Genomic DNA, 19,823 nt, shown 5'->3' with positions numbered 1-19,823 from the left:
AAGTCTAGAGGGCGTTCCGGGAGTTCTTCGCGCTTCCCGTGCCGGCCGGTCGTCTCGTCTTCCGATACTTGTCCAACGGAGCCTCTTTGCTCGCCGGCGCCATCGTGCCGGTGCCGGGTTCCCGCAACCGTGAAAGGACGACCAGGGCCGTGAAGGAGCTTTCGGGCAAGACCGCCATCGTCGGCGCCTATGAATCCCCCCGCCGCGACGCGCCGCGCGTCCACCCCTTCGCCCTCCAGATGGAATGCATCCTGGGCGCGCTCGACGACGCCGGCCTGACGCTGAAGGATGTCGACGGGCTCTGCGCCGCGTCGGGCGACTGGGCCGAGGGCGGCGGCACGATGGACGTCATCGAGCTGGCCGAATACATTGGCATCCAGCCCACCTACGTGAACAGCACCGACGTCGGCGGCTGCTCCTACATCCTGCAAGCCGGTCAGGCCGCCGCCGCCATCGCCACGGGTCTGGCCGAGGTGGTGGTCATCAGCTACGCCGCCTGCCCGCGCTGGTGGCCGCTGAGCACGCCCTCCTTCGACCCCTTCGTCCTCCCGGCCGGGCCGGGCCAATACGAGATCCCCTACGCGCCGACGCTGATCTCCACCTACGGGCTGTTCGCCCGGCGCCACATGGACCTCTACGGCACGACGCCGGAGCAGCTCGCCCAGGTCGCCGTCACCTTCCGCGAACACGCCGCCGCCAACCCGCAGGCCCGGCTGCGCAAGCCGATCACGGTGGAGGACGTGCTGGCCTCGCCGATGATCGCCTCGCCGCTGCACCGGCTGGACTGCTGCGTCGTCACCGATGGCGGCGGGGCGCTGGTGATGACCAGCCGCGAGCGGGCGCGCGACCTGAAGCGCCGCCCGGTCCATCTCGCCGGCTACGGCGCCGCCGTGGCGCGGACGCAGAACAGCCAGATCCCCGACGACCTCTCCACCCCCGCCGCCCTGTCCGGCCCGCGCGCCTTCGCCATGGCCGGGATGACGCCGGCCGACATCGACGTGGCGCAGATCTACGACGCCTTCACCATCACGCCGATGCTGGCGCTGGAGGATCTGGGCTTCTGCGGGCGCGGCGAGAGCGGCGCCTTCGTCGCGGCCGGCAAGCTGTCGGCCACGGGCGGCAGCCTGCCGACCAACACCGACGGCGGCGGCCTGTCGTCCAACCATCCGGGCAAGCGCGGCATCTTCACGCTGATCGAAAGCGTCCGCCAGCTGCGCGGCGACGCGCCGGGCATCCAGGTGCCGGACGCCGAGGTTGCCTTGGCCCACGGGCTGGGCGGGACCTTCTGCTCCGCCGCCACCGCCATCCTCACCGTGTAGGTGATGCCATGACCGCCATAACGACCTTGCCGACCCTCGACGAAACCTCCGCCCCCTTCTGGGAGGCGGCGCGCGAGGGACGCTTCCTGATCCAGCGCTGCCCGGAGACCGGGCTGTACCAGTGGTACCCGCGCGCCCACTCCATCCACGCCCCCCACGCCACCCCCGAATGGGTCGAGGCGAGCGGACGCGGCGAGCTGCTCTCCCACTCCGTCGTCCATCGCGGCAACACGCGCGGCGATCCCTACACCTGCGCCCTGGTCCGGCTGGAGGAGGGCGTCGCCGTCTTCTCGCGGATCGAGGGCGTCGCGGAGGCCGACCTGCGCAGCGGCTTGCCGCTGGCCGTCGCCTTCCACCGCCTGGACGACACCATCAGCCTGCCGATCTTCCGGCCCCCCAGCGACGCAGGAGCGAGCGACGCATGACCGAATCCGTTTACCTCGACGACATCGAACCGGGCGCCCGCGCGCTGTCCACCCGCGTCACCGTGACCGAGGCGCACATCGTCTGGTTCGCCGGGCTGACCGGCGACTTCAACCCGCTGCACATGGACGCCGAGGCGGCCAAGGCCAACGGCTTCGGGCGGACCATCGCCCACGGGATGCTCACCCACTCGATGAGCACCGGCCTGCGCTCGGCCATCGACGACTGGGCGATCCTGGCCTTCCTGGAGACCCGCCGCCGCTTCGTCGGCCCGGTCTTCGCCGGCGACACCATCCAGTACGAGGCCGAGGTGCTGGAGGTCCGCCCCAGCGCGTCGAAGCCCGACCGCGGCATCGTCCGCGTCGGCATCACCGTGCGCAACCAGAGCGGCGGCACGGTGCAGGAGGGTGAGGACGTGTTCTCCATCGGGCGCCAGGTGACAGGGCGGGTGACGGCATGAGCATGAGCCTACAGGATCGCTTGAAGGGCCGGACGGCCTTCGTGACCGGCGGCGGCGGCGGCATCGGCCGCGCGGTGTGCGAGAGGCTGGCCGCCGAGGGTGCCGCCGTGGTGGTTGCCGACATCGGGCTGGAGCCGGCCGAACGGGTCGCCTCGGCCCTGCGCGACGGTGGAGCGGTCTCTCACGCGGTGCAACTCGACGTGTCGGACCGGGCGAGCTGGGAGGCGGCCGTCGCCGCCCTGCCCGAGCCCGTCCGCGCCGTCGACATCCTGGTCAACGTCGCCGGCATCGTCCGCGACCGCTCGCTGGTCAAGATGAGCGACGCGGAATGGACCACCGTCCTCGACGTGAACCTGCGCGGCACCTGGCTCGGCTGCCAGACCGCCTTCAAGCTGGTCGGCGACCGGGGCTGGGGCCGAATCGTCAACATCGCCTCGACCGCCATGCTCGGCACCTTCGGGCAGGCCAATTATTCGGCCTCCAAGGCGGGCGTCGTCGGGCTGACGCGGACGGCGGCGCTGGAAGGCGCCCGGCGCGGCATCCTGGTCAACGCGGTGGCGCCCGGCGTGGTCGAGACCAGCATCGTCGAGGGCGTGCCGGACGCGATCCGCGCGCAATGGGTGGAGAAGACCCCCATCGGCCGGCTCGGCAAGCCGCAGGAGATCGCGTCCATCGTCGCCTTCCTGGCCTCGGACGACGCCGCCTACGTCACCGGCCAGACCATCGTCGCCGACGGCGGCGCCACCACCGGCGACTACTGAACACAACGACCCACAGGGCGACCAACAAAGCCGAAACGGCATTCACGCAACAACCGAACAGGGACGACGAACATGACGGACATCTCTCGCCGCGGGCTTCTGAAGACGGGCGGGCTGGTCGGGACGGCGCTGCTGTCCGGCGGCCTCGCCGGCACCGGCTTCGCCCGGCTGGCCACCGCGCAGGACGACCCGCTCTACGCCGCCGCCCGCAAGGAAGGCGCGCTGACGCTCTATTGGGGCTCCTACGAGCAGCAGACGATGGAGGCGATCCGCGACGCCTTCAAGGCGAAGTATCCGGGCATCGAGGTGCAGCTTCTCCGCCAGGCCTCGCAGACCGTCTACACCCGCCTGCGGCTGGAGTTGCAGAACGGCGTCGCCGAGTGCGATTCGCTGGGCACCACCAACCTGCTGCACTACACCGAGCTGAAGAAGATCGGCGCGCTCGCCGCCTACGAGCCGCCCGACGCGGCCATGCTGCCCGCCGCTTTCAAGGGGCTGGACAAGGACGCCATGTATCATGTCGGCGCCATCAGCCTGACCAGCATCAACTACGCGCCGGGCAAGGTCGCTGCCCCGCCGACGAGCTGGATGGCGCTGCTGGAGGACCAGTGGAAGGGCAAGATCACCACCGGCAGCCCCGCCTTCTCCGGCGACGTGGCGAGCTGGGTGGTCGCCATCCGCCGCAAGTACGGCGACGACTACCTGCGCCGCTTCGGCCAGCAGAAGCCCAAGGTCGGCCAGTCCAACGTCGACACCGTCACCGACATCCTGGCCGGCGAGCGCGTCGTGGGATCGGGCGCGCCCTTCAGCTACACGCTGACCCAGAAGGCGGCCGGCAACCCGATCGACGTCAGCGTGCCGACCGACGACGCCATCCTGAACCTGGGCCTCACCGGCATCCCGGCCAAGGCGCCCCACCCCAACGCCGCGCGCCTCTTCACCAACTTCCTCTATTCCAAGGAGGTGTCGGACATCCTGTCGAGGAACTTCTGGCCGACGCTGCGCACCGACGTCGCCTGGGCGGAAGGCCGCTCGCTGGACCAGATGAAGTGGTTCCGCAACACCGGCGACGACCTCGCCGCCGAGGTGGCCGAGGGCATCGCCAAGTGGAAGGAACTGGTGCGCTAGTTGCTTCGGCCCCCTCTCCCGCCCCGGGAGAGGGCTTTCCCCGCCGGCGGCGGTTGCCACCCGGTCGCCGGTTCGGGAACACTCCATCATGCTGGGCCGCAAGGCCCATCCTTGGCAACGGGAGGCGGACCCAATGGGGGTCATCTCAACCAGTTCCCGCGACGCCGTGGCGCGTCCCGTCATGGCCCGCGTGCCGCTCGTCAAGGCGACCATCCTCGGCGCCGTCGTCCTTCTCCTGGTGCTGCTGGTCGTCCAGCCCTTCGGCTGGGTGCTTTTCAACAGCCTCCACGACGACGCGACCGGCGCCTGGACCCTGAACAACTACGCGCGCGTCGTCCAGTCGGCCGATCTGATCGAGCCGCTGGTCAATTCCCTGGTCCTGGCCGCCGCCACGGCGCTGATCGCCGTCGGCATCGGCGTGCCGCTGGCCTGGCTGGTGTCGCGCACCGACCTGCCCTTCCGCCGCAGCATCCGCGTCCTGACCCTGACCGCCTTCGTCACCCCGTCCTTCATCGGCGCCACCGGCTGGATCCTGCTGGCCGCGCCCAATTCGGGCTGGCTCAACACGGCGTGGCGCTGGCTGGCCGGCGAGGGCGCCGGGGCACCGCTGAACATCTACTCGATGGCCGGCGCGGTCTTCGTCTGCGGCATCTACACGGTGCCCTACAGCTTCACCATGGTGTCGAGCGCGCTCGACGAGATGGCGGTCGAGCTGGAGGACGCGGCGACGACGCTCGGCTGCGGCGTGTTGCGGACGATGGTCAGCATCACCATCCCGCTGGCCGCCCCGGCGGTGATCGCCAGCTTCATCCTCTCCTTCATCCAGGGGCTGACGCTGTTCGGCGTCCCGGCCTTCCTGCTGACGCCGACCGGCATCCCGGTCGTCACCACCAAGCTGGCCGAGTTCTACCAGCTGTTCCCGCCCGAGATCTATCTGGCCGCCGCCTACTGCATGCCGCTGCTGCTGGTCACCGGCGCGCTGTTCTGGATGCGCCGCCGCTACCTCGGCCGCAAGCAGTACGTCACCATCTCCGGCAAGACGCGCGCCGGGCGGCAGATCCATCTGGGCGCCTGGCGCTGGCCCGCCCTGTTCCTGGCGCTGCTGCTGCCGACGGTCGCCGTCTTCCTGCCCTACGCAGCGTTGCTGCTGGTGTCGCTGACCCGCGCCTGGGGCTTGGGCCTGAGCTGGGAGAACCTGTCCCTCTACTGGTACTGGTGGGCGATCTTCGGCAATTCGGAGACCCACACGGCCATCGTCAACTCGCTGGTCTATTCGACGCTCGGGGCGACGCTGTGCGTGGCGCTGGGCACGCTGGTCGCCTACATCGTCGAGCGGCGGATGATGCCCGGCGCCTCCCTGCTGGGGGCGGTGGCCACGGTGCCGATCATCATCCCCGGCATCGTGCTGTCGGTCGGCTTCTTCGCCGCCTACACCCGCGCCCCCTTCAACCTCTACGGCACGCCGCTGCTGCTGATCGCCGCCTTCGCCGCCACCTTCCTGCCGATCGCCTATGCCCACGGCGGGTCGATCCTGAAGGGCATCGGGCCGGAACTGGAGCGCGCCGCCCGCAGCCTGGGCGCCGGCGAGGCGCGGACCTTCCTGGCCGTCACCCTGCCGCTGATGGGCGGTGGGCTGGTGTCGGGCTGGTTCCTGGTCTTCATCCCGATCATCCGCGAGCTGTCGGTCGCCGTCTTCCTCATCACGCCCAAGACCAACGTGATGACGACGCTGATCTACAACGCCAAGGACGGCGGCAATTACGAGGCCGTCTGCGCGATGAGCGTCCTTCTCCTCCTGATCACGCTGCTGCTGGTGGCCATCGCCCGCCCGCTGGCCGGGCTGACCGGCGCGCGGCGCACCTCCCGCAAGACCGCCACGGCGGCCGGAGTTCCCTCATGAGCGGCATCCGCATCACCAACCTGCGCAAGAGCTTCGGCGACTACACGGCGCTGCGCGGCATCGACCTCCAGGTTCCCAACGGCACGCTTCTGGCGCTGCTCGGCCCGTCCGGCTGCGGGAAATCGACGACGCTGCAACTGCTGGCCGGCTTCGAGGCGCCGACCGAGGGCGAGATCTGGGCCGACGACACCCTGCTCTCCTCCCCGCGCGGCGTGCTGCCGCCGGAAAAGCGCGGCATCTCGCTGGTGTTCCAGAACTACGCGGTGTGGCCGCACAAGACGGTGGCCGAGAACGTCGCCTTCGGCCTGACCATCCGCCGCCTGCCCAAGGCCGAGGTCGCCGAGCGGCTGACCCGCGCGCTGCGCACCGTCCGGCTGGATCCTCTGCGCGACCGCTACCCGTCCGAGCTGTCGGGCGGCCAGCAGCAGCGCGTGGCGCTAGCCCGCGCGCTGGTGGTGGAACCGTCGATCCTGCTGCTCGACGAGCCGCTGTCCAACCTCGACGCCCATCTGCGCGAGGAGATGCGCTTCGAGATCCGGCAGGTCCATGACCTGCTGGGCATCACCACGGTGTACGTCACCCACGACCAGTCGGAGGCGCTTGTCACCGCCGACCGCATCGCCGTCATGCAGTCCGGCATCGTCCAGCAGCTCGGCAGCCCGGAAGAGGTGTTCGAGCGGCCGTCCAACGCCTTCGTCGCCGGCTTCATCGGCTCCAACAACACGCTGGCCGGCACCAGCGAGGGCGAGGGCGCCATCCGCGTCGGCGATCATGTGCTGACCGCCCCGGACCGCAGCGGCGCGGCGAAGGGCGGGTCCGTGGCGCTCTGCGTCCGGCCATCGAAGGTGCGGCTGGGCGGGGATGGCGGCCTGCCCTGCAACAGCCTGCCCGGCACCGTCGTGCGCTCCGCCTATCTCGGCGAGCACCGCGACGTGCTGGTGGACATCGGCGGCGACCGGACGATCCGCGCCTTCGTGCCGCCGGAGCACCGTTACGGACCGGGCGCCGCGACGACCGTCCATCTCCCCATCGACGCCTGCCAGATCCTGGCCCCGGCGGCCTGACCGCCTCTCAAGGACCAACCGACATGACCGACCCGACGACCGGCGCCGCCACGGGCGCCTCCCCCGGCGCGCCGCCCGAGATCCTGACCGAACGCCGCGGCGCGGTCCAATGGGTGATCTTCAACCGTCCGCACGCCCGCAACGCCATCACCCCGTGGATGGAGGACCGGCTGATCGAGATCTGCCGGGCGGTCAATTCCGATCCGGGGATCAAGGCCCTGGCGTTGACCGGCGCCACCGGCGACAAGCCGGCCTTCATGGCCGGGGCCGACCTGTCCTGCCTGCAAGCGGTCGCGTCGCCCGAGGATTTCACCATCCTGGAGATCCGCGCCGAGGCGGCGGCGATGGCGCTGGAAGCCGTGCGCGTGCCGACCGTCGCCGTGCTGTCGGGGGCCTGCGTCGGCGAGGGGGCGCTGCTCGCCTCCTGCTGCGACGTGCGGATCGCCTCGCCGTCGGTGCGCTTCGGCTTTCCCATCGCCCGCACGGTGGGGAACTGCCTGAGCGTCAGGAATCTCGCCCGGCTGTCGGCGGTGCTCGGCACCGCGCGGACCAAGGAGATGATCTTCAGCGCCCGCCTGCTGACCGCCGACGAACTGGCGGCGGCCGGCGCGCTGCGGAACGTCACCGCCGGCGAGGAGGAGCTGACCGCCCACGGCCAGAGCGTGGCCGAGGAGCTGGCCGCCCTGGCGCCGCTGACCCTGTGGGCGACGCGCGAGGGGCTGCGCCGGCTGCGCGACCAGGGGCTGCCGCCGGACATCGACGCCGACCTGCTGCGCCGCTGCTACCTGTCGGCCGACTACCAGGAGGGCATCGCCGCCTTTTTCGAAAAGCGCCGCCCGGCCTGGAGCGGGCGATAAGCGTCCGGCGGTGATTTCCGGGCGCTGACGCGCCACGGCCTTCACACGCCGGCTCTCACCCCCCGGATGCCGACCGCGCGAAGGCCGCGAAGCCCTGCACGAAGCTCCGCAACTGCTCGACGGTCTTCGGATCGGCGAGCGTGCCGTCCTCCCCGAAGAGCTTGCCGGCGTGGGAGACCGCCATCCGGTTCCCGGTCCACAAATCGACCCCGAGCGTGCGGAGGACCGGCAGCCAGGCGGCCTGGGCGAGGACGGTGCCGAACCCGCCCGGCGAGACGCCCATCACCGCCACCGGCTTGCCGGCGAACACCCGCCTGGTGTCGGCCGGCGGGCGGGACAGCCAGTCGATGGCGTTCTTGAAGGGGCCGGGGATCGAATTGTTGTATTCGGGCGTGACGAGCAGCAGACCGTCCGCCCCGGCGATGGCCTCCTTCAGCGCGCTCACCGCCGCCGGGATGCCGTCCGTCGCCTCGACGTCGCCGTCGTAGAGCGGGATGCCGTGGATGGTGTCGACGGTCAGCTCGTCGCCGTCGGCCATCAGCCCCGCCGCCGCCCTGAGCAGGGCCGTGTTCAGCGATCCGCGGCGCAGGCTGCCCGAAAGCCCGATCAATCTGGTCATCCATTTCCTCCCTCTGCCGGACGGTGCGAGGAACGATCATGACAGATTTCCAGGCTCCGGCCACAGGCGTCAACCGGACGGGAACCGATCCAAATCGTTACAAGGATGTTCAGGATTTCTTCAACAGACTGCGGCAAAGTGACCACATTGCCGAATGTGACCGCCGGGACGGCGAAAGGGACGACGTGCCAGACACCCACGACACCGCCCGCACCACCGCCGACGCTTCCGCCCCACTGCTGAGTTTTCCCGACGATTTGACCTCCGAAGCCGCGTCGATGCTGCTCGGCGGCAATGTCGGCGGGTTGAAGGCGGTGCAGGAGAAGCTCGCCGCCGCTCTGGCCGGTCAAGGCGTGTCGGGAACGGACGCCGGCAGGCTGGCCGACGGCTGGGTGCAGAGCTTCGCCTCCGGGATGGGAAGCGCCGCGTCGCCCGAAGCGGCCATCGCCGAGGCCAGCCGGATCACCGGCGGAACCGCCGCGCGCATGGCGCAGGCCGTGCAGGACGCCGCCGGCCTGACCGGCGAGCAGAAGCTGGCCACCGCCCTGGCCCAGGGGCAGGACGTCGCGCGGGCCGTCGCGCAGGGCACGGCCACCACTCAGGGCACGGCCACTCAGGGCACGGCCACGCAAGGTTCGGCGGACGGCACGCCCTCCGCCAGCCTCGCCACCGCGCTGTTCGACGGGGTGATGGACCAGCTCGCCCGCCCGGCCGGCTCGGCGGATCCGATGGCGGCGCTGGCGCAGGCGCTGAACGCTCCGGCGCCCGCCGGCCCCGCCGCGGCGACGGTGGACCTCTCGCCCGCCGAAAAGCTGACCGCCGCGCTGGCCTCCGGCGTGGCGGTGACGGACGCGGTCAAGACGCTCGGCGGCGACGGCGCCGGCCTGTTCGCCGAGACGCTGGAGCGGGCGCTGTCGAGCGGCGCGGACGCGGCGAGCGCCGTCGCGGCGGCCACCGAACGCGCGGAGCAGGGCGGCGCGCAGACGCAATCCATCCTGGTCGAGCAGTCCGGCGGCGACCGGCTGATGACCGCCCTGGCCGCCGGGAGCGCCGACGCCCTGCGCGGCGCCGGCGAGGGCGCCGCCTTCGCCAGCGTGCTGAACGACGCGCTGGCGCGCGGCACCGCCCCGGACGCGGCGCTCGGCGCATCGGCCAGGGCGCAGGCGGACATGGCGGCGCAGGAAAGCGCCGCGGGCGTGGCGCCGAAGCCGGCGGACGCGCTGGTCGCCTCGCTCGCCTCCGGGCGCAACGTGACGGAAACGGTGAAGTCCTTCGCCGCCGCCGCCGGCCTCGACGCGGCGGGCGGCTTCGGCCACGCGCTGGGGACCGCGCTGTCCGCCGGCCAGGAGGTCGCCGGCGCGCTCGGCGCCGCGCGTCAGGACGTGGCGGCGGCCAGCGCGATGGCGGCGGAATCGGCGCGCGGCGTGAAGGGCGACGGGCTGGTGGCGGCGCTCGCCAGCGGCCAGAACGTGCAGCAGGCGGTCCAGGCGGTCGGCGGCGGCGGCGCCTTCGGCGACGCCCTGGGCCGGGCGCTGGCGGAAGGCCGCTCGCCGGGGCAGGCGCTCGCCGCCGCCCGTCAGGCCGCCGACATGGCCCAGCAGAACAGCCAGGCCAGCGAGGTTCCCGTCTCGCCCGAGAACCAGGCGCTGGCCGACCTCGCCGCCCCCGCCAACCCGGAGGCGCATGCCGAGGGCGAGAAGGACGGCAAGGCCGATGCGAAAGGCGAAGGCAAGGCCACGGCCGACGGCGCGAAGGCCGAGCCCGCCACGCAGGTCGCCGACAGCGGGGAGAAGACCGACGCTGGGAAGGAGGGCGAGAAGGACGCCGGCAAGGACGAGGCCAAGGACGGCAAGGATGCCGGAGACAAGGCCGCCGACGCGCCCGCTTCCGCGAACTCCTCCTCTTCGGAAAACGGATCCCCCCGGGAGTCGGCCGCGCCGAGCAAATCCGCCGATCTGGCCGGTCCCGCGATGAAGCCGGTCAGCTTCGCCACGCCCGATGGCGGCAACAAGGCCACGACCTCCGGCGACAGCACCGCCCCGACCCCGGCGACGAACGGCGGGCAGCCGGCGAGCACCGCGCCGGCAACCAAGACCGTCACCGCCGACGCCTTCGCGGTCGCCGCCCAGACCCAGCAGCGGATCGTGCAGAGCGTGACGCAGGCGGCCGAGAATGCGGCCTCCAACAGTGGAACGACGCCCGGAGCCGTCACCCCCGCCATCCCCGGCGCGCATCACGCGCCATCCCCCATCCTGGCGGCCGGCTTCGACGCGGCGGCGCTGGCCAAGGCGCTGGCGGTGGCCGAGGGAACGGCGGCGCCGGCCGGCTTCACCGTCTTCCACCTGATCGAGGCGATGTTCCGCCCCGGCGAGGCCGGCAGCAGCGTGGTCGGCGTCGCCGTCGTGGCGAACGGGAATTCGGCGCTCGGCGTCTGGCAATACAGCGCCGACGGATCCAGCTGGCTGGCGATCGGGACGGTCAGCGACGCGTCGGCGCTGATCCTGCCGGGCAACGCCCTGCTGCGCTTCCTGCCGGCCGCCGGGGCCTCCGGCACCGCGCCGGCGCTCGGCCTGCGCGCGGTGAACGACGAGTGGGCCGGCGGGTTCGGCACGCTGGCCGCGCTGACCGGAACGGGCGGAACCTCGCCGCTGTCGGCGGAGGTCGGGCAATTGTCGCTGGAGGTGACGCCGGTCAACGGCGCCCCGGTGGCGACCGGCCTCACCGCCACCCTGGACGCCGTCACCGAGGACAGCGCCAACCCGGCCGGCGCCAGCGTCTCGTCGCTGTTCGCCGCCTTGTTCTCCGACCCGACCGACGCGGTGTTCGGCGCGGCCGGCGACGGTTTCGCCGGGGTCGCGGTGGTCGCCGACGCGTCGACCGCCGCGCAGGGGGAATGGCAGTACTGGAACGGCTCGGCCTGGACCGCCATCGGCGCGGTGTCGGCCGGCAACGCCCTGTTGCTGTCCGCCGACGCCAAGCTGCGCTTCCTGCCCGCCGCCGACTGGAACGGCACCACCCCGGCCCTGACCCTGCGGCTGGTCGACGATTCCGAGGGGGTGATTGCCAGCGGCAGCCGGGTCAGCCTGGACGCCGGCACCGGCGGCAGCACACGCTACAGCGCCGAGACCATCGCCCTGACCGGAACCGTCACCCCCGTCAACGACGCGCCCGTCGCCACCGGCACCACCGCCACGCTGACGGCGGTCGCCGAGGACACCGCCGATCCGGCCGGCGCCACGGTGTCGTCGCTGTTCGGGGCGCTGTTCTCCGACCCGAGGGACGCGCTCGGCGGAACCGGGGCCGACAGGCTGGCCGGCGTGGCGATCGTCGGCGGCGCCTCCGACCCGGCGCAGGGCGTCTGGCAATATTGGAACGGCAGCGCCTGGACCGCCATCGGCGCGGTGAGCGAGGGCAACGCCCTGGTCGTCCTCGCCACCGACAAGCTGCGCTTCCTGCCCGCCGCCGACTGGAACGGCACGCCGCCCTCGCTGACCGCTCGGCTGATCGACAGCTCCGCCACACTGGGCGCCAGCGGGGCACGGATCGACCTGGGAAGCCTCGGCGTCGGCGGCGCCACCCCCTACAGCGCCACCACCATCACGCTCGACAGCCGCGTCACCGCCGTCAACGACGCGCCCGTCGCCACCGGCACCACCGCCACGCTGGCGACCATCGCCGAGGACGCCGCCAACCCGGCCGGCGCCACCGTCTCCACCCTGTTCGCCGCGCTGTTCTCGGACCCGGCCGACACGGTGAGCGGCGGTTCGGCCGCCAACGGCTTCGCCGGGGTCGCCGTCGTCGGCAACGCCGCCGGTGCCGCGCAGGGGCTCTGGCAATACTGGACCGGCGGCTCCTGGGCCGACGTCGGCGCGGCGAGCGCCGGCAACGCCCTGCTGCTGTCCGCCGACGCCAAGCTGCGCTTCCTGCCCGCCGCCGACTGGAACGGCACCACCCCGGCCCTGACCTTGCGGCTGGTCGACGATTCGGACGGCGCGATCGTCAGCGGCAGCCGGACGGCGCTGCCCGGCAGCGGCGGCAGCACCCGCTACAGCGCCGAGACCATCGCGCTGACCGGCGCCGTCACCGCCGTCAACGACGCGCCCGTCGCCACCGGCACCACCGCCACCCTGCCCACCATCGCCGAGGACACCGCCGACCCGGCCGGCGCCACCGTCACCAGCCTGTTCGGCGCCCTGTTCTCCGACGCCGCCGACGCGGTGGCCGGCGGTTCCACCGCCAACGGCTTCGCCGGCGTCGCCATCGTCGGCAACGCCGCCACGCCGGCGGAGGGCGTCTGGCAATACTGGACCGGCACCGCCTGGGCCGCCGTCGGCGCGGTGTCGGCGGGGTCGGCCCTGGTGGTCGCGGCGGCGGACAAGCTGCGCTTCGTGCCGGCGGCCGACTGGAACGGCACCACCCCGGCCCTGACCGTCCGGTTGATCGAGCAATCCGCCGCGACCGTCGCCACCGGCGGCCATGTCGACCTGACGACGACCGGGGTCGGCGGCAGCACCGCCTACGGCGCCGACACCATCGCCCTGACCGGAACCGTCACCCCCGTCAACGACGCGCCGCAGGTGACCGCCGGCACCTCGGCGCTGACGGCGGTGAAGGGAGTCGCGGTGGCCGTCACCGGCCTGTCGGTCTCCGACATCGACGCCGGCTCGACGCCGTTGATCGTCACGCTGACCGCCGGGCACGGCACGCTGACGCTCGACGGCGGCGGGCTCGACGCGGTCATCACCGGCAACGGCACCGACAGCGTGACGGTGCGGGCGACGCTCGCCGTCATCAACAGCCTGCTGGGGGCGACCAACGGCCTGCTCTACAAGGCCACCTCCTACACCGGCGCAGACAGCATCCACATCCTGGTGGACGACCAGGGCGGCGGCGGAGCCGGCGGGCCGCTGACCGCGACCGCCTCGGTCGCCGTCACCGTGAAGCCGCCCAACGCCTCGCCGGTGCTGGCCGACACCGACCTGCAACTGTCCACCGCGGGCGAAGCCCTGACCGCCCCCGGCGCCGGCACCGCCGGAATCGCCGTGTCCAAGCTGGTCGGGCTGAACGGCACCGGCCCGGCGAACGTCACCGACGGCGACAGCGACGCCCTCGCCGGCATCGCCCTGGTCGGCACCAACGAGAGCTACGGCCACTGGTGGTACTCGACCGACGGCGGCGCCACCTGGCACCTCGTCGGCACGGTCAACGACAGCGATTCCGCCCTGCTGCTGGGCGCGAACGACCGGCTCTACTTCCAGCCCAACGCCAGCGTGCCGGGCACCGTCAACGCCGCCCTGACCATCCGCGCCTGGGACCAGACGACGGGAACCCACGGCACCAAGGTGGCGGTCGACACCACCGACGGCAGCGCTTTCTCCAGCGCCACCGACAGCGTGACCCTGCACCCCGGCGTGCTGATCCCCAACGGCTCCTTCGACAACGGGCTGACCGGCTGGACCTCCACCGGCGGAAGCTCGGTCGGCGCGACCGGCGACGGGCACGAGGGAACCGTCACCTCGGCCAGTGGAAAAACTCCGACCGAGCTGGAGGATTTCCTCGGCCTCGCCCACGGATCCATCGCCGCGAAGGCCGAGGTCACGCCATCGGCGGGCCACGCGATGAAGCTGGCCAGCACCGTCACGGTGACGGAGGCGACGACGCTGACTTTCCACTGGTCCTTCACCTTCACCGACAGCGGCTCCTACCAGGACTTCGCCTTCGTCAGCGTCAACGGCCTGGTGACGATCCTGGCCAAGGCGGCGAGCGGCAGCGGCACCTTCACCGCGACGCTCGCGGCCGGCAGCACCCTGTCGCTCGGCTTCGGCGCGTCCGACACCGGCGACAACAGCGTCAACCCGATCCTGACGGTCGACAACATCAAGCTGACCACCGTCGCCAGCGACCCCATCGTGCTCGACCTGACCGGCAACGGGCTGGCCCTGCGCTCGTTGGCCGACGGCGTGCGGTTCGACGTGACCGGCGACGGCGTCGCCGATCAGACCGGCTGGGTCGGGGCCGGCAACGCCCTGCTGGTGCGCGACGAGAACCACAACGGCCGGATCGACGACGCGCGCGAGCTGGTGTCCGAGCAGTTCGGCAAGGGCTTCAACAGCAGCCTGGAGGCGCTGGCCTCGCTCGACGACAACCATGACGGCCGGCTGGACGCGGCGGACGCCGCCTTCGCCACGCTCCAGGTCTGGCAGGACCACAACGCCGACGGGGTGAGCCAGACGGGCGAGCTGCGGACGCTGGCGGAGGCCGGCATCCGTTCCATCGCCACCACCTGGACCGCCAGCGACGCGACGCTGGCCGGCAACCGCATCCTCGGCACCACCAGCGTGACCATGGCCGACGGCAGCACCCACGCGGCGGCCGGCGTCGCCTTCGACGTCAAGCCGGCGGAGGCGGCCCAGGTGCAGGTGGCCCAGGCGCAGGTGGCCCAGATACAGGTTGCCGCGCAGGTGCCGAATCAGTCCCAGCCGCAACCTTTCACCGGCGGCCATGACGGCACCGACTTCGCCGCCCTGCTCTCCTCCGGCCTCGGCCTGCCCAACGCCGCTCCGGTTGCAGTGGACATCCCGGCCCTCCACGGAACGGGGTGGACCGCCGAAGTTCATGACCCCAATGGACACCATCCGCAGCCCCACGACCCATCAGGCGTGCATGCGTCCGGAAATGCCTGAGAATGTTAACGATTTTAAGGGTTTCCCCTAGATATCAAGACACCGATTTGTCTTAAATGACGGTCTATATCGTCGGCTATGGTCGCGATCGCGGCACCCCACACAGCGTACGCCGACGGTGAAACCCAGGGCCTCCATGCACAAGCTCTCCCTTCTGGCTGCGGTCACGCTTCCTCTGCTTGCCGTCGCGATACAACCCTTGATTGCCGCCCCGCGCGACGAGGTCGTGTCGCTGATCACCAAGGCTACGGAGACCCACGACCGCCTGCAAGGGGTGCAGGCCACCGCCGAGTCCGCGCGCAACGCGCTGCGCGTCAGCCATGGCGGCTGGTACCCGACGCTGAGCCTGTCGGCCAACGGCGGGCGCGAGACCACCACCAAGCCGGCCGGGCTGCCCAACACCGACCTGAACGCCGCCCAGCTCTCGGTGCGGGCGACGCAGCTCATCTGGGACTTCGACGCCACCAACGCCGACATCCGCCGCTCCCAGGTGTCGGTGGTGCGCGCCGACATCGCGGTCGAGCGCACCCGGCAGGAACTGCTGGTCGAGGGGCTGACCGCCTACGCCAACCTCGTCCGCGCCCACCAGCTTCTCGGCTTCGCCCGCCAGTCGGAGGAGAACATCCGCCGCCAGACCGGGCTGGAGGAGGTGCGGCTCCAGGAGGGCTTCGGCTTCTCCACCGACGTGTTGCAGGCCAAGAGCCAGCTCGCCGGCGCCCAGGCCCGCCGCGTCGCGGCGGAAGAAGGGATGCAGAACGCGCTGAGCCGTTTCCAGGCCTATTTCGGCCATGTCGCCTTCCGGCTGGACGGCGCCGAGACGCTGGCGATGGCCCGCGCCGCCCTGCCGCCGAGCATCGGTGCCGCGGTGGAGGAGGCCCGGCGCCACAACCCCCGCCTTCAGGAACTGGCGCTGACCACCGCCGCCGCGCAGGAGGCGGTGACGGCGGTGCGCGGCCGCACCCTCTACCCGCGCATCGAGGGCTTCGTCGAGCGCAACCACAAGCGCGACGTCGCCGGCCAGCCCGGCATCCAGAACGAACTGCTGTTCAAGCTCCAGGTCACCTTCTCCTTCAACACCGGCCTGACCGCGCTCAACAGCGTGCGGCTCGCCGAATCCGACCTGCGCGCCGCCGACGCCACCTGGGCCGACCAGGAGCGCACGGTGCTGGAGACGGTGCGCAACAGCTGGAACCGGCTGGAGAGCGCCCGCGCCCAGGTGCAGCTGCTGAACGACCAGGCGAGCCTCGCCGCCGGCTTCCTCGACGTGGCGCGGGCCGAACGCGAGCTGGGCACCCGCTCGCTGATCGACATCCTGTCGGGCGAGACGACGCTGATCAACGCGCGCAGCGACGCGGCGGCGGCGGAGACCGAGCTGGTGCTGGCCGGCTACCGGCTGCTGGCGGCGATGGGCCGGCTGAGCGCCGCCGACATCCAGACCAAGCCGATGCCCCGGCTGGCGGCGATGGGACGCGGCGGCTTCGCGCCCGACAAGCCGGAACCACCCCCGCCGACCAACAACGGCAACCGCCGGCGCGGCACCGGGAGACAGCCATGACCGGCGCCATCGGGCTGCTCGCCCTGCGGCTGCGCTCCAACCTGCGGCTGACCGGGCGCGTCTTCGCGGCGTCGCTGGCGGCCAACCTGCTGGGGCTCGCCTCCTCCTTCTACACGATGCTGGTGCTGAACCGGTACGTGACGCACGGCGTCGATTCCACGCTGGCGGCGCTGACCGTCGGCGTCGTGCTGTCGATCGCCTTCGAGCATCTGTTCCGCCACGTCCGCCTGCGCATCGCCGGCCGCATCGGCCGTTCCGAGCATGAGCGGATGGCGACCGGCGCCTTCGGCATCCTGCTCACCGCGCGCAGCGGCGCCGGCTCGGCCGAGGGCGACGCCGCCCGCCGCGAGGCGATGCGGGCGCCCGACCAGATCGACGCCGCCTTCGGCTCGGCCAATCTGGCGACGCTGTTCGATCTGCCCTTCGCGCTCGGCTTCGTGCTGGTGGTGGCGCTGATCTCCTGGCCGCTGGCGCTGATCTGCGTGGTCTTCACCCTGCTGTCGATCGGCGCCGGTCTGTTGGCCCAGTCCGACATGCGGGCGGTCGGCCGCGACCTCGCCCAGGCCGGGGCCGACGCCCAGGGCCTCGTCACTTCGGCTCTGGTCGGGCGCGACGCGGTGGCGCTGTTCGGCGGCGCCAAGCCGCTGCTCGGCGACTGGCAGCGCGCCGCCAAGGCGCTGCGCACCCTGCGCGAGCGCATGTCGATGCGCCAGGGCCGCGCCCAGTCGGCGGCGCAAAGCCTCCAGGCGTTGCAGGGCGTCGCGGTGATCGCCACCGGTGCGGTGCTGGTCGTGCGCGGCGAGCTGGACGTCGGCTCGCTGATCGGCGTCAATCTGCTGGTCGGCCGCGCGCTCGCCCCCTTCACCCGGCTGGCGCAGATCGGTGAATCCTGGGCGATGGCCCGGCAGGCGCAGGCCCGGCTGGAGCAGTTCGCCCGCACCGCCGTCGAGCCGCCGACCGGCACGACCCTGCCGCGCTACGCCGGCACGCTGGAGCTGCGCGACCTCACCTACACCCCGCCGGGCGGCGTCACGCCGCTGCTGCGCCGGCTGAACCTGTCGCTGCCCGCCGGCAACATCCTGGTGCTGAAGGGGCGCAACGGCTCGGGCAAATCGACGCTGCTGCGGCTGATCGCCGGGCTCGCCGATCCGCAGGAGGGCGCCGTGCTGGCCGACGGGGTGGACGTCCGCAAGTTCGCCCCCTCCTGGTGGCGCCAGCAGATCGGGATGTTGCCGCAGGAGCCGACCTTCCTCAACCGCAGCATCCGCGACAACCTGCTGCTCGCCAACCCGCGCCTGTCGGAGACGGAGCTGCACGCCGTGCTGCATCGCGCCGGGGCCGACCGCACGGTGGCCGACTGCGCCCAGGGGCTCGACACGCCGCTGCGCAACTTCGGGCACGAGCTGCCGATCGGCCACCGCCGCCGGCTGGCGCTGGCCCGCGCGCTGGCGGTCGGCGGCCGGCTGATCCTGCTCGACGAGCCGACCGACGGGTTGGATTCCGAGGGCACCGCCACCGTCTACCGCACGCTGATCGAACTGGCGCGCAGCGGTCACACGGTGGTCATCGCCTCGCACGATCCGCGCATCCTCCAGGGCGCCACGCTGGTGCTCGACCTCGATCAACCGCCGGGTGCGGCGCAGGTGCGCGACGCGGCCGGGATGGTGGCGTCATGAAGCCGTTGCCCATGCTGACCCGCAAGCCGGTCGCCGCCGGCCCGGCGCTGCCCGTCGGCCCCGTCGCCGCCGCCCCGGCCCTGCCGGCGGCGGCGGTCGTTTCCGACGAGGCGGAGGGCCGCTTCGGCGACGGGCTGTTCGCGGTCGCCGCCGCCGCCCTGTTCGCCGCCGTCGGCTGGGCCTCGATCGCCGAGCTGAACGTCACCAGCAGCGCCCCCGGCGACGTGGTGCCGCTCGCCTACAACCAGTCGGTCCAGCATTTCGAGGGCGGCATCGTCCGCGACATCCTGGTGCAGGAGGGCGATTCGGTGAAGGCCGGTCAGGTGCTGGTCGAGCTGGACCAGACCAAGACCCGCGCCGACCTGGAGGAGCTGCGGCTGCGCCTCGGCTCGCTCGCCGCCGACATCGCCCGGCTGGAAGCCGAGGTGGCGCGCCGCGAGTCCATCACCTTCCCGGACGCTCTCGTCCGCGAGCGGCCGGATCTGGTGGCGCAGACCCGCGACCTGTTCCGCGCCCGCCGCGACCGGCTGGCCTCCGACATCGAGATCCAGCGCCAGGACAGCGTCCAGCGCGAGCAGCAGATGGCCGCCGTCAAGGCGCGCATCGTCGGCTCGCAGGTGGCGCAGGGGCTGATCCGCGAGCAGCTGGAGATCAGCGAGACGCTGCTGCGGCGCGAGATCACCAACCGCATGAAGCATCTGGAGCTGCTGCGCGACGACGCCCGCATCACCGGCGCCATCGCCGAGGACCGCGCGACGATGGCGCAGGCCGAAGCGGCGCTCGCCGAATCGCGCGGCAAGCTGGTGTGGATCGGCCGCAAGTACGAGGAGGAGAGCCGCAACGCGCTCGACGAGGCGCGGCGCAACCACGCCGAGCTGTCGCAGCGGCTGACCCGCTACCAGGACAGCCTCGACCGCAGCACGATGCGGGCGCCGATGGACGGCATCGTCAAGACGCTGGCGGTCTCCACCAAGGGCGCCGTGGTCAAGGCCGGCGAGACGGTGGTGGAACTGGTGCCGCGCGACGGCAAGCTGGTGGTGGACGCGCGGTTGCCGGTGCAGGACATCGGCTATGTCCGCGCCGACCAGCCGGTGGTGGTGACGCTGGCCGGCGGCGACGCCTCGCGCTTCGGCCACATCGAGGGCCATGTGCGGACGATCAGCCCCGACACGCTGCTCGATGCCAACAAGCAGTCCTACTACAAGGTCCGCGTCGAGCTGCCGGTGACGCGCTTCGACTACGCCGGCAAGACCTACGAGCTGTTCCCCGGCGTGCGGGTGACGTGCAGCATCCTGACCGGGCGGCGGACGATCCTCGACTACGTGTTCTCGCCGGTGCTGAACGGCCTGCAAAACGCCATGCAGGAGCGGTGAGGATG

13 protein-coding genes are annotated in these 19,823 nt (G+C 72.1%); 12 read left to right on the top strand and 1 reads right to left on the bottom strand.

Translation table 11 applies throughout. The annotated features are described in order from the left end of the window. Positions 1-149 precede the first annotated feature (149 nt). The 8 genes from J2847_RS05565 (at position 150) to J2847_RS05530 (ending at position 7,912) form a co-directional block, all read left to right on the top strand. Positions 150-1,319, top strand: a complete 1,170-nt coding sequence (locus tag J2847_RS05565; protein WP_209777772.1) for an acetyl-CoA acetyltransferase — start codon at positions 150-152, stop codon at positions 1,317-1,319. An 8-nt stretch (positions 1,320-1,327) separates the two neighbouring features. Then, positions 1,328-1,744, top strand: coding sequence for a Zn-ribbon domain-containing OB-fold protein (locus J2847_RS05560; RefSeq protein ID WP_209777770.1), 417 nt, complete (start codon positions 1,328-1,330; stop codon positions 1,742-1,744). After that, the gene (locus tag J2847_RS05555; protein ID WP_209777768.1) at positions 1,741-2,202 is read left to right on the top strand and encodes a MaoC family dehydratase; all 462 of its coding nucleotides are present in this window, start codon (positions 1,741-1,743) and stop codon (positions 2,200-2,202) included. Before J2847_RS05560 ends, J2847_RS05555 begins: the two co-directional genes overlap by 4 nt. After that, a complete protein-coding gene (locus J2847_RS05550) occupies positions 2,199-2,963 on the top strand; it encodes an SDR family oxidoreductase (RefSeq protein ID WP_209777767.1) in 765 nt (254 codons plus the stop codon). The genes J2847_RS05555 and J2847_RS05550 overlap by 4 nt, the downstream gene beginning before the upstream one ends. 72 nt (positions 2,964-3,035) lie before the next feature. Then, positions 3,036-4,091 (top strand): extracellular solute-binding protein, encoded by a 1,056-nt coding sequence (locus J2847_RS05545; RefSeq protein WP_209777765.1) that lies wholly within the window; start codon positions 3,036-3,038, stop codon positions 4,089-4,091. A gap of 133 nt (positions 4,092-4,224) precedes the next feature. Next, positions 4,225-5,991: an ABC transporter permease gene (locus tag J2847_RS05540; protein ID WP_209777763.1), complete on the top strand. Its 1,767-nt coding sequence runs from the start codon at positions 4,225-4,227 to the stop codon at positions 5,989-5,991. Continuing rightward, the gene (locus tag J2847_RS05535) at positions 5,988-7,055 is read left to right on the top strand and encodes an ABC transporter ATP-binding protein (RefSeq protein ID WP_209777762.1); all 1,068 of its coding nucleotides are present in this window, start codon (positions 5,988-5,990) and stop codon (positions 7,053-7,055) included. Before J2847_RS05540 ends, J2847_RS05535 begins: the two co-directional genes overlap by 4 nt. Before the next feature lie 23 nt (positions 7,056-7,078). After that, positions 7,079-7,912, top strand: a complete 834-nt coding sequence (locus tag J2847_RS05530; protein ID WP_209777760.1) for an enoyl-CoA hydratase — start codon at positions 7,079-7,081, stop codon at positions 7,910-7,912. A 55-nt stretch (positions 7,913-7,967) separates the two neighbouring features. Here J2847_RS05530 and J2847_RS05525 read toward each other — a convergent pair whose 3' ends face one another. Then, a complete protein-coding gene (locus J2847_RS05525; RefSeq protein WP_209777759.1) occupies positions 7,968-8,531 on the bottom strand; it encodes an NADPH-dependent FMN reductase in 564 nt (187 codons plus the stop codon). A gap of 185 nt (positions 8,532-8,716) precedes the next feature. Here J2847_RS05525 and J2847_RS05520 point away from each other — a divergent pair, with 185 nt between their 5' ends. From J2847_RS05520 to J2847_RS05505, 4 genes are all read left to right on the top strand, one after another. Then, positions 8,717-15,214, top strand: a complete 6,498-nt coding sequence (locus J2847_RS05520; RefSeq protein WP_209777757.1) for a hypothetical protein — start codon at positions 8,717-8,719, stop codon at positions 15,212-15,214. Between the two features lie 199 nt (positions 15,215-15,413). Next, positions 15,414-16,769 carry a TolC family protein gene (locus tag J2847_RS05515; protein WP_233474303.1) on the top strand — a complete coding sequence of 452 codons (1,356 nt, stop codon included), beginning with the start codon at positions 15,414-15,416 and terminating at the stop codon, positions 16,767-16,769. Then, positions 16,766-18,445 carry a peptidase domain-containing ABC transporter gene (locus J2847_RS05510; RefSeq protein WP_209777756.1) on the top strand — a complete coding sequence of 560 codons (1,680 nt, stop codon included), beginning with the start codon at positions 16,766-16,768 and terminating at the stop codon, positions 18,443-18,445. The genes J2847_RS05515 and J2847_RS05510 overlap by 4 nt, the downstream gene beginning before the upstream one ends. Continuing rightward, positions 18,442-19,818, top strand: a complete 1,377-nt coding sequence (locus tag J2847_RS05505; protein WP_209777754.1) for an HlyD family type I secretion periplasmic adaptor subunit — start codon at positions 18,442-18,444, stop codon at positions 19,816-19,818. Before J2847_RS05510 ends, J2847_RS05505 begins: the two co-directional genes overlap by 4 nt. The last annotated feature ends 5 nt before the right edge of the window (positions 19,819-19,823 follow it).

Source organism: Azospirillum agricola (genome assembly GCF_017876095.1).
GTDB lineage: Bacteria > Pseudomonadota > Alphaproteobacteria > Azospirillales > Azospirillaceae > Azospirillum > Azospirillum agricola.
The sequence above is the reverse complement of the archived record's forward strand: the minus strand, read 5'-3'. Positions and strand labels throughout refer to the sequence as shown.